Origin of the sequence: Oligoflexus sp. (assembly GCF_035638955.1) — a bacterium.
Taxonomy (GTDB): Bacteria; Bdellovibrionota_B; Oligoflexia; order Oligoflexales; family Oligoflexaceae; genus Oligoflexus.
Window position 1 is genome coordinate 1 of record NZ_DASQYZ010000135.1, and the last position, 11,452, is coordinate 11,452.

At 53.1% G+C, this 11,452-nt stretch carries 8 protein-coding genes and 1 pseudogene; 3 read left to right on the forward strand and 6 right to left on the reverse strand.

Going from position 1 to position 11,452, the window contains the following annotated elements; genetic code table 11:
• Positions 1-236 precede the first annotated feature (236 nt).
• On the reverse strand, positions 237-953 hold the full coding sequence (locus VE954_RS13450; RefSeq protein WP_324953526.1) for a class I SAM-dependent methyltransferase: 717 nt from the start codon (positions 951-953) through the stop codon (positions 237-239).
• Between the two features lie 17 nt (positions 954-970).
• Complete coding sequence (locus VE954_RS13455) at positions 971-1,861, reverse strand: GNAT family N-acetyltransferase (protein WP_324953528.1); 891 nt, start codon at positions 1,859-1,861, stop codon at positions 971-973.
• Positions 1,862-2,046: 185 nt separating this feature from the next.
• Between VE954_RS13455 and VE954_RS13460 the strand changes: the two genes are divergently transcribed.
• Positions 2,047-5,178 carry a PEP/pyruvate-binding domain-containing protein gene (locus VE954_RS13460; RefSeq protein WP_324953530.1) on the forward strand — a complete coding sequence of 1,044 codons (3,132 nt, stop codon included), beginning with the start codon at positions 2,047-2,049 and terminating at the stop codon, positions 5,176-5,178.
• Positions 5,179-5,252: 74 nt separating this feature from the next.
• Here VE954_RS13460 and VE954_RS13465 read toward each other — a convergent pair whose 3' ends face one another.
• Together VE954_RS13465 and VE954_RS13470 are read right to left on the reverse strand one after the other, a co-directional pair.
• Entirely contained in the window at positions 5,253-5,723 is a 471-nt protein-coding gene (locus VE954_RS13465; RefSeq protein ID WP_324953532.1) for a hypothetical protein, read from the reverse strand.
• A 48-nt stretch (positions 5,724-5,771) separates the two neighbouring features.
• On the reverse strand, positions 5,772-6,068 hold the full coding sequence (locus VE954_RS13470) for a DUF3817 domain-containing protein (RefSeq protein WP_324953534.1): 297 nt from the start codon (positions 6,066-6,068) through the stop codon (positions 5,772-5,774).
• A gap of 209 nt (positions 6,069-6,277) precedes the next feature.
• Here VE954_RS13470 and VE954_RS13475 point away from each other — a divergent pair, with 209 nt between their 5' ends.
• Entirely contained in the window at positions 6,278-9,034 is a 2,757-nt protein-coding gene (locus VE954_RS13475) for a phosphoenolpyruvate carboxylase (protein ID WP_324953536.1), read from the forward strand.
• 14 nt (positions 9,035-9,048) lie between these two features.
• Here the strand turns inward: VE954_RS13475 and VE954_RS13480 are convergent, their stop codons facing one another.
• Together VE954_RS13480 and VE954_RS13485 are read right to left on the reverse strand one after the other, a co-directional pair.
• Positions 9,049-10,203, reverse strand: coding sequence for a matrixin family metalloprotease (locus VE954_RS13480; RefSeq protein WP_324953538.1), 1,155 nt, complete (start codon positions 10,201-10,203; stop codon positions 9,049-9,051).
• A complete protein-coding gene (locus tag VE954_RS13485) occupies positions 10,200-10,835 on the reverse strand; it encodes a hypothetical protein (protein WP_324953540.1) in 636 nt (211 codons plus the stop codon). The genes VE954_RS13480 and VE954_RS13485 overlap by 4 nt, the downstream gene beginning before the upstream one ends.
• Before the next feature lie 392 nt (positions 10,836-11,227).
• Between VE954_RS13485 and VE954_RS13490 the strand changes: the two are divergent.
• Positions 11,228-11,452 (forward strand): annotated as a pseudogene (locus VE954_RS13490) (hypothetical protein); the annotation flags it as partial.

The window sequence follows — 11,452 nt, forward strand, 5'->3', positions numbered from 1 at the left end:
CTATACCAATTATGATATTTTCCCACAGCTGAGAAGACGTAGCAGCTTCCATTAAGTCACCTTTTTCGTTGGCGAGATGGAAACTTAGTAGAGATATTTGAGAGTTATGGAAATTTATAAAAATTAACCGAATGACATTGCTATCGCCCTCCCCTACTTCAGTATTCAGCATCTAAAGACCAGAGACTTGCTCGAGCCAGAAAGCTCGAATCAGAGCTCGCCTCTAGGGGCATTTTTCATGACCGCGAGCGTTGCGCAAATTCCAGGATGGACACCTTCTGCTTCAGGACGCCACTGCTGACCATGAAATCTTCGATGCCTTCTCTTTCAATATCACAATCCTCTTCCACCCAACGACGCAGGGTGAAATGATTTTTGAGAATATCAAGTGCCGTGCCGAAGCGAAAACGCTTGGGATCCGCCAAGGTTAAAAGTCCATCGGCCTTGAGAAGATCGCGCGCAAAAGGCGGCAAATGCTTCAGGTGACTGTCATCATAAAAAACATCCGCACCTAAAACCCAGTCCGCCTGGTGCTTCCATTTCTGCGGTACGGCTTGACGCCAATCGACCTGACGAAACTCCACGCGGCGGCTCACACCCCAAGCAGCGGCATTGACGTTCACGTACGGTTCCAGCCGGGCCTCATAGTCGCAGGCTATGATTTCAGCGTTGGGGAATAGCGTGGCCAGGGCACAGGATAAAAAACCTACACCGCACCCGAGCTCGATGATTTTTAGGGGCACATCGCGCTCCCAGGGGGCTTCCTGCACCAGCCAGCGGGCTACGATCCTGGCGCTGGGCCAGAGCAAAACACCAAAGGGGCAGCGCTCATCCGTCAACTGCCCGCCCACTTCCGTCGCGAAGTCATCCAGAAAATCATCGAAGGAATCCACCACACGGATCGGCCGCAGCTCGTTCATGAATTCAATATGGATGAGTTTGGACCCTTGCATGATGGCCTTTCTTTTGATCAAACGTGCTCGCTGAGATGAGCCCGGAAACCCTGCAAACTGATGTCCTGACGCCATGGATCATGGTCGCCTCGGCCTGATGCCCACATCAGGATTTCCTCGCGCCTGGGCTGAATCTGATGCCTCAGGTGAGAGGCAGGCTCAGGCTCGGGACTGACCCACCAGCCTTTGACCCGCTGACAACCGGCCTGACGCGCGTCACTTTCCACCAGCCTCACAAATTCGCTCCAATGGTCCGCGGTTTGGGACAGATTGGTCTCAAGCAGCGTGTAGGTACCATGATCCTGGCGTGAAAGCAGCCAATTTCCCGTCTGCAGACAGCGGCTCAACCGCAGGGCTGTATTCTGCTTGCCCTGAACCCAGCGGGCTTCTTCCGACTGCCGCCTTATGCCGTAGCGGAAGCCCTGGGCTCCGGGATCCAAAGGGCGGGCGGGAAAAACCGTCAGCTCATGATGCGCTCCACCCTGCGCCAGGTCCCAGCTCCATTCATAAGAAGGTAGCCCTTGAAAACCCAATTTCTGATAATAGGCAGGGTCGATGTCCGAATATAAAATAAAATCCAGCTCCCCCTGCGCCGCATAATAATCACAAACCCAGCGGATCAGCTTCGCGGCGTGCCCATGCCCACGATGGGCTTCAGGGGTAAACACCGCACCGAACGCACGCGCAGGCCGATCCCCATCCGGACCAAAAAGTCGAAAGGGATAAGCCCCCAGACTGCAGACGACCTGCCCCGCATCTTCAGTCACAAACCATGTGGCCCTGAGATGCTGCACGGAAACCAAACGTTTTTGCAGATGCACCGCCGCATCCGGGTCATGAGACCAGATCGGGTGGACTTGCGCGAAAGCTTGTCGAATCTCATCCTTGTTTGCCAGTTTACAGCCCATGGCGACTCCTCGTTTTCGGCTTTATGCCTCTGATCAGCTGGTCAGTCAAGAGCTAGAGCGGGTAACTATGGGTTATTTCCCGCATTTCCCAGGGCCGGAAACTCACGTAAATGAACGTTGACATTGCCAGGTGATTGCTCCATTTAAGAGCGCCCTGTACCATTTTGCTTGCTTCGGAGACATTCATGAGCTTGCGTTTTTTCATTCTCCTTGTCCTGTGTTTCTCAGGCCTGTCGTGCTCGCTGACCAGGCAGCCACGATCCTCATTGAACCAGCTCAGCGGGGATTTTAATGTGCAACCGGAATCACTGACCCCGGATACGTTCTGGACTTATTTCGTCGGCACCTGGCAGGACCCCTCCTATCGCGGCTATATCAAATTTTCGATCACTGTCGATGAACGCGGTCAGTTCACGTCCCTGATCTGGCATCCGTCGTCCTTTAAATATCATGCCGAACATCTCACCACGCTGCCGACCTTTGCGGGGCTGACATCCAAGCAATTGGATGCCATCTCGCTTTATGAGAATGGCCGCCGTGTGTTGCTCGGTACACTTTTGATTCCCAACTCGGTGGAAGATTACAATCATCCGGACCTCGCCGATATTCAGATCATGGGAAGCGATCCCTTGCAACCGGAACTGGTCGCGTCAGTGTTTGATCTTTTAAAAGGCCAAATGCCCGTGCCGCCCCGTCAGCTCTTTTATTTGCCCGTCGCTGAGCAAATGACGTTTGTGGCCAAGGAATCGGCTCGCTTTCAAAGCCTGGGCATCACCCTTGCCAGCCGGACCAGCGAACAAAATCGCATCTGCTACAACGCCGGTTGGGGTGTGGGCCATGTGCGAGTGGTCAAGCAAGGTGAACTGGACGCGCTCCTGGCTGCCGGTGCCATTACCGCGAATGACATTCTCGTGATGGATGACGTGCCGCGTGAACTGCCAGTCGTGGCAGGCATCGTCGTCAGCCAAACCTCATCACCTTCATCGCACCCAGCGCTGCTGGCGGGCATGCTGGGCATTCCTTTTGTTTATGAAAAGAATGCGACTCAGCTTGAAAGCTGGAATCAGTTGGCGCAAAGTCAAAGCCCGGTCTTTTTCCAGGCCACGGGTGATGCTGTCGGTTCCTGTCAGTTCCTGGTAAGGGGCGGTGCGGCTCTGACTGCGGACGAAGCCTCGCGCTTGATCGCCTTGAAAAAGCCGTTGCCTTTGGTTTTAAATGATTACGATCATAGTCTGACGCAACCACTGAACCTCGATCAACTGAGCCGTGAAGATGCCGACAAAGTGGGAGCCAAGGCTGCCAACGTCGCTGAACTGCGCCGCATCATTCCAGGCCATACCGTGGCTGAAGGCCTTGCTCTGCCGGTGGGCCTCTTTGCTGAAGCCATGCAAACCGCTCAAACAGCCGACGGTCGCAGTCTGAAAACTGAAGTTGATCAGGAATTGGAACGTCTGTTGACTCCTGGTGTCAGTTCTCAGGCCACAGCTGAAGGCCTGGCTCGCGTTCGCGGACTGATTGAAAAAGCCAAACTTCCCCAAACTCTGCAAAACCGTATCCTGGATGCGATCTCTTCGGTTTTCCCCCAAGGAACGCGCATCAAGCTGCGTTCGAGCAGCAATATCGAAGACCATCCTGAATTCAACGGCGCCGGCCTCTATGAATCCAAAGGGGCCTGCACAGGCGACGATACCAATAAAGGTACCGTTGGCTTATGCGAAGCGAAAAAAGATCCTGTTATCAAAAGTACTTTGAAAGTATGGGCCAGTCTTTACACGTTAAAGGCCTGGGTTGCTCGTCGTTACTATGGCGTCAATGAGCAGTACAGCGGCATGGGCATACTCGTGCAGCGTTCCTTTAAAGGCGAGCTGGCCAATGGTGTCGCGATCTCCGGTTATCCAGCCTATAACAACGAGGGTGATACTCCCCAAACCATCGAAGTGCAAAGCACAGCGTTCCCTGGTGAAGACCTGGAAGTCGCCAACCCACCGGCCGGCAAGATTCCTGAAACCACTTTGATCACGGCCATGCAGATTGAACTCCAAATCGCCAGCACCGAAGTGGCCCGCGGTCGCATGCTGATGAGTGACCACCTTTACCGCCAGCTCTATGAGCAGATGGCGATTGTACACGAACACTATATGCGGGCGCTGAAACCGAAAGATCCTGGCCAATTCAAACTGGATATGGAATGGAAACTGGTGGAAAACCAGGGCGTGCAGCAGATTGTCATCAAGCAGGTGCGTCCCGTCCCCATGAAAATCAGTTCCACCCAGGGACTCGATCGTGGTCAAATGCTGGTCGGTGAACGCCAGGCCAAACTTTGCCCGAGCCCCAGTGAAAACCGTCCCGCGCTGAGCAAATTGCAGTTGAGCCAGGTCATGGAGCTTTCGATCGGTTTGCAGGAAGTTCCTGCTGATGATCGACTCACCATGCCAAACCCTTTGGAAAGCCTGAGTATTGGTGGTCAAAGCTTGAGTCTAAGGCGTGAAGCCCAGGTTCAATACACCGCCTGGGAATCGATGTGGGGCACGCGCAATGAATACCGTACCTATACCGTGAGCGTACCGGTCGCCCTCCAGGACGGCACCTACGAATTGCAGTGGAGCGGCCGGCAGGAACGAGCCCTTGCTCAACCCCGTCTGCTCTTGAACAGCGTGCAAAGCATCTGGTCTTCGGATCTGCGCCTGCGCCTTAGCGCTGAAGATTTTCAGGACTACCAGCTGGTGCTGGGTCAGGCGACCTGCGAAAGTGATGCTTTCCAGGGCTTTCAACCCGGATCCTTCCAGGCTTCCAGTCCCTACGCCCAGGAACGCTCAGCTCCCGTGGACTATAGCGAAAGTTTCGCGTCGAATGATAAAGGTTCCTACGAGCTGATCATGAAGGGACGCACAAGCTTTCAGGGCTTTGATAAAACGCGGTTCATGCATCTGGACCAGACCACCATTCGTGGACTCTTGACCCGCGATTTGATTATCACCGTCCCATTCAAGGTGGTCTACGCTCCTGGGCACCATAACTTTAGTTTCGAATACGCGTTGGATGTAATGGCGGCGGATGGCTTGACCGATGCCGAGAAGTCAACACTCCAGAAGCGTGGCATCCAGAGGCTTGTGGTCCGCACGGTATCGCAGTTCGGGGATATAGGTATGAATCTGCCGATGATGGCGAGCGAGGCCGACTTTAGCGATGAAACTCGTCTGGAGCTGGTGGCGATCGATGCACAGGTTCAGGCCAAGGTTTTGGGGAGTTTGAAGCAGACTTCCAAAACCGATCTTTTTGATAGCGGTTCCGGTTTTGGAATTGGTGTTATGCACTGATCCTCGGCCAGGTGGATAGCCTGGCCTTTGGCCATCATCTGGAGCGTGGAATCATATCCTACGCTCCATTTTTATTACATATTCGGATTCGGTTGCGCCAGATCATAACCCACCCGAACCTTGACCTGACGTCGCTGCCAGATCGGGCCCTCAGTGGCTGTACCACGCGAGACATCCTGCAGAATCACAGTGAGGCCGCTGGCGTCATCGATCCAAACATTGGCCCCAGGGTTACGCGGATCCAGGCTCAGAGTGATCGCCTGCTCACGGACACCCGCCTGCGCATTTTCCACGAGCAGCTCGGCGGTCACATAACCGGCCCATACGCAATCCACGTCCAGAGGACATCGACTATCACTGACATCCGTCAAAGCAAGATCGGTCGACTCGACCGTGGCGGCAGGAGCACCAAGCTGTAGAATAGCGCAGGTTCCGGGCCGCGCCACTGTTTCTTTGCAGGTCAAAGGCTTGGGAAAAGGGCGGACTGGGGCCGCTTGAGCCGACACGGCACCTGTCAAGGCGATCATAAGCCATAACGATTTCATAAGGTCTCCTTGTTTATCCTTGTTACTCTTCCCATAACGTGGACGACCTCATTTTTTTGGCAGAGATCCAGTTTCGGAAAGATATTTCTTTTCGAAGATGAAGGTTCCCAAGGGAAGTACGGAGGCCACCATGCTCAAAAACCAAACCCGTTTCGACCAACCCAGTGCCAATGCCACATAATTTGCCATAGCTACATATGCCAAAAATAAGCCACCATGGGCCATTCCGACAATACGCACGGCTTCGGGTTGGCCCCAGATGTATTTCAAAGGCATGGCAATACCGAGCAGTAGCAGAAACGAAAGGCCCTCAAACCGACCAATCCAGCGAAAGAGAGACATCATGCGAATATTCCCCATGCATAGAGGTAAACAGTCCGAATAGAGAAAATTCCGGATTCCGTCCACTGCAGAATGCCAAGCCCGTCCAGGACCAGGCCTCTTACCATCACGTACCCTATGCGTCGGGCTTTCCTACCTCACACTTGTTTCCTCGTTCACCTTTCTCTACACTGCAAAGCGTTACGTGGTGGGTTCATGCGTTGAGGTGCTTTGTGGCAGTCCAGAAAAACGATAAGTTTGATCAGGATCTGACGTTCATCATGCAATCGCTCAAGGAAGTGTTGCAGGAGCTCCAGCATAAGGATCTGATCCACTTTATTCCATGGCTGGAGGACAAGCAGGACATGCCGATGCCAGCTGGTGAATCCCCCTATCGACTGGTCCAGCTGCTCTCGATTTCCTTTCAGCTGCTTGGCATGATCGAGGAAAATATCAACGTTCAAAACCGCCGCCAGCAGCAGTCGCCCAACTCCTTGGAAACCGAAGCCGGCCTTTGGCCATGGGCTTTTGAAAGCTTGAAGCAGGCGAACTTCACCGAGGATGAAATACTCAGCACCATTCAAACCTTGCATGTCGAGCCTGTTCTCACCGCTCATCCCACGGAATCCAAACGCGCTACGGTCCTGGATCACCATCGCGATCTTTATCTGCAGCTCGTTAAGCGCGAGAATCAGATGTGGACACCGGTTGAGCGGCAGTGGCTCAAGGATGAAGTCAAAACCATATTGGAACGTCTCTGGCGAACCGGCGAGATCTATCTGCAAAGGCCTGAAGTGCGGCATGAGCTTCGCAATATGATGCACTACCTGCGCAATGTTTTCCCGCAGATTCTGCCCTGGCTGGATCATCGTTTTGAAACCGCCTGGCAGCAGGCTGGATTTCAATCACCGCTGGATGCCATGCAGGGGCACTATCCACGTTTCGATATCGGGACCTGGGTGGGCGGGGATCGTGACGGCCATCCCCTGGTCACGGCGGAGATCACGCAAAAAGCTCTGCAGGATCTTCGCTTGAATGCCCTTATTGTGATTCGGCATAAGCTCATCGATCTGGCCAAGAAATTAAGCCTGTCGGACCAGATGCAGGCCCCGCCTCGTGTGCTGATGGAACGCTTGTCTTTTTACGAAAAAAACTATCCGGAAGCCTATGCGGAAGCCCTGCGATCCAACCGCGGCGAATCATGGCGAGTGCTGATCAATATGATGATCACCCGTCTGCCGATTCAGGTTGTGCGCGATCATGCCACGCAGCTGGACGATCGGTCGTTCTGTTACCAATCGCCCGACGAGGTCATGCAGGATTTTGCCAGCCTGCGGTCCGGGCTTGAGGAAATCCGGGCTCAGCGCCTGGCCCAAAATGAATTGAAGAATGCGGTACGGACCCTGCAGACATTTGGTTTTCATTCGGCGCGGCTCGACATTCGGCAGAACAGCCGCTTCCATGATGAAGCCATGAGCGCCCTTCTGCAGGCCGCGGGCGTGGATCAGGGGGCCCACTATCCGCAGTGGACGCTTGAAGCCAAAAAAGACTTGATTCATAAGGAACTCGCCGTGGTGCGGCCATTCTCGTTGCCGCAGCATCAATTCAGTGGACCGGCTGATGCTGTTCTGAGCTGCTATGAAGTGGTCGAGGATTATATCAAAAAATATGGTTATGCCGGCATCGGTTCGTTTATCGTGAGCATGACTCACTCCGCCGAGGATCTGTTTACCGTCTACCTCCTCATGCGTGAATCCGGGCTAGCTCAGGTGGAAGGCTCGCAGCTGGTGTGTCCGATCCCCGTCGTACCGCTCTTTGAAACCATCGATGATCTGATCGACAGCGCCCGCATTATGGATGAATTCCTCGCCCATCCCATCACCCGCAGCAGCGCGAAAAAGCACGCCCGACTGCACGGTTGGAATCGGCCTCAGCAGCAGGTCATGATTGGTTACAGCGACAGCTGCAAGGATGGAGGTATTCTGGCGAGCCAATGGCATCTTTATCTGGCTCAAAAGGAAATGGCCGCGGTCGGGGATAGGCATGGTGTCGATATGATCTTTTTCCATGGACGTGGCGGCACTGTGAGTCGTGGCGCTGGACCTGTGCATCGTTTTTTACAGGCGCTGCCCAAGGGTGCCCTCAATGGTACGCTGCGCATGACCGAACAGGGTGAAACCATTGCGCGCAAATATGCGAATCAGGCCACGGCGGTTTACAATGTGGAGCTGATGCAGGCAAGCCTGACCGCCGAGACCATGCAAAGCCAGAAGCGGGATGACGAGGATCCCTGGTTTATGGAAATCATGCAGGAACTCTCGGGCCGCAGTCGGGAGACCTATCATAATCTGATCACGCATCCGGATTTTGTCAGCTTCTTCCGTCAGGCGACGCCGATTGATGCGCTCGAACATTCCCGTATCGGCAGTCGTCCTCCTAAACGCAGCGGCCAGGCAACCCTGGAGGATCTGCGAGCCATTCCTTGGGTTTTTGCCTGGAATCAGGCGCGTTTTTATCTGCCGAGCTGGTATGGTGTGGGGACAGCGCTGGAGGCTTTGCAGAAGCAAAGGCCTGCGGATTTTCAGAAACTCAAGTCCAGCCTGCCTGATACGAAACTCTTAAACTATGTTCTGTATAATGTGGAAACCACAGTGGCATCGGCGAGTGAAAGTCAGATGACCGCGTACGCTGGGTTGGTGGACGACGCTGCCCTGCGGGACCGGTTTATGGAACCCATCTTAAGCGAGTTCCGCCGCACCCGTCAGATGCTGATCGAGATCTTTGGGGCTGCTGTGGAAGCCCGCCGTCCGCATGTGGTCAAGACCGTTCAGCTGCGCGAACCCAGTTTGGCTTTGCTGCATCATCTGCAGATTGAGCAGCTGAAGACATGGCGAGCGCTACCGGATAATAGTCCGGATCATGCTCCCAGTTTGGAGGCGCTGCTGTTGACTATCAATGCGATTGCTGGTGGACTGCGGAATACAGGTTGATGGACCAGGCCACCTCACGGCCGAACGCCATAGATTTTTTCCAAGGCTTCAAAGTCGTAAGGCTGGACTCCAACGTCCCCGTACGACATAACGCTTGGATAGAGATATTCGCCGGTCTGTTCACTTCGTTCAAACTGATGGCCCAAACCCAGCATGTGCCCTATCTCATGTTCCATGACGTGTATCAGCTCGTCCGTAGCGGCGTAGCGCACCGAGTTTCCATAAACGACTTTAGGAATTAAAACAGCGGAATGAGCCATTTCCCAGGAAAACGGATTCAAGTTGACTATGGTAGTGCCTCCAACGTACGAGCTGGGGGCTGATGAAAAATCGTAGGCATCAACTGCATAGATGCAGCGTGTGTTGACGTCTGAGAACGGTGGATACTGCTCGAGCCATTCCGTCAATACCAGAGTATTCCCAATATACGCTTCTGAATATGTCTGCGATTGCTTCCAGTGGGACCACGCGATGATTGCAGCTTCGAAGTAAGCGTCGTATTTGTCAACGCAAAGGTCAAGTTTAAGGGGGTTGGCTCGATAGCCTACGGGAAAACCGTCACCAGCTGTATATTTATATCGCCTGTCGACCATGGCTGGCGGATCACGCACGACCTCATTTCCCATCAGATAGATCGCGAAAAGACTTTCACCAACTTTAAGACGAAAAAGAAAGCTAAGCATCGAGGCGTCCGGGCTTACGCTTGCATGCAGGATTTCAACATCGGCGTTTTGCCAGGTGCTGAGCTTCCATGTGCCATCGGAAGGATTTTCTTGAAAGACAAGTATAGGTTCTTCCGTACCGTCCTTGGTCAACCAAAGGTTTGAGTCTTTTATGGAGAATCTGAGCAGTTCCTGAGGAGGTGTCAGGGTATCCCAATTTTTATTATCGGCCTCAATACCTGTCTGCGACGAGACGTCTACGGTGGCTTCTTCAGCCGAAACAAATTCAATCGAGTTAAGGGCATAAGCAGGCATGGATGCTGCGGCTCTTGGCAACATCAAATCCGGCTCCAGTGTCGTTCCATTCAGGAGCGCCGAAGGCGATCCCTTAAAGTAAATAATACGTTGAGCTTCAGAGGGGTGCCGCATACGTGATTGTTCGACGATACCGCAGGCGCTCCAGAAGCTTGATACCCACAGAAGCATAGCAAGAGCTCGAGGCTTCATAGTAGAATCCCTAAATTCAGTTCAAGGACCCGCGACCCTAGTGGTTCTTTCAAGCCCTCTTCAAAATCCTTGATATCCCATTCGAGGTCGAGAGATTTCCGATGCCGAACACGAGACAAGCCCCAGGCGATGTTTGCTGGGTGAGCATAATAACTGATACCAAAGGTCCACCGATCCCAACGCCATTCATGTCCCGCTTCCAGGGCGGCGTCGATGCTCCAACCATCCACTAGAAACCTTTCTCCAAAACGACGACGAGTTAGAAATTCAACACCCATATATCTCTGGTAGGCTAAGGTACGATAGCCCAGGCTGATGCGACCCTTGAGGTAAAATGCTTTTGTTAAAAAATAACGATAACCTGTGCCCAACATGTTATAAGTGGCCGTTGTTTCGCCATTGTATTTGTCATGATAGTAGTCGTAAAAATAGGTCATACCATCACCATCCGGTTGAATGGAGGCGTATTCAAAGAGTCCGCCCTTAAGGGCCAACCAATGGAAACTTGCTGTAAGCAGGGTCGTGGAAGGCTGATTGTGATGGTCTTCTTGTTCTGCAGACAGAGTGTCGTCAGCGCGAAGCGTGCTGTGGAATAGCAAAAGCAGAGCGGTACAGATGATGCTGCCCTTCATAGGATTTCCTTTTGCACATCCAGGCTTGGCTTGCCCAATTTATTATGATATCAAGAGAATATGTAAAGCAAAAGAGGAATCATAGAGATGAAGCTACGGAATTACCGAGCGCATTGGATCGTCATCATGAATTTCGCTTTTGCATCCTGCGTGACTCCTGCATCGAATCCCGCAGGACCGGATGTTCGTTCCGTGGCCTACTGAAAGATTGGAGGCTGACTCCGATCGAGGACCGCATCGTTCCAGCTTCAGATGCAGTGGTCGAGTATATATTACAGGACAACATAAAGTATGAAATCCCAAGCCGACCGTTCCGGCCGCCTCACCATGAAGCGATCTGGAAAGATGTGCGGGAGGCCTTATCAACCCTGCCTAATAGCGTAAAAAGGTTGGTGAGTGGAAAACTCGCTGGGATCGTCCTTATAGAAAATCTTGGTAGCTCGGGATTTTCAGAAATTATCAAAGACGAACAGGGCCGTCCGTCGGCAGGTTTTATCGTTTTGGATGTCAAAGCCATCGATCGAAAAGCCAATGATTGGGCGACCTGGAAAGAAAATTCCCCCTTTGCGGATGACCCTGCCGTCACGCTCAAGGCGTTTATAGAAGAAACAAGCCAC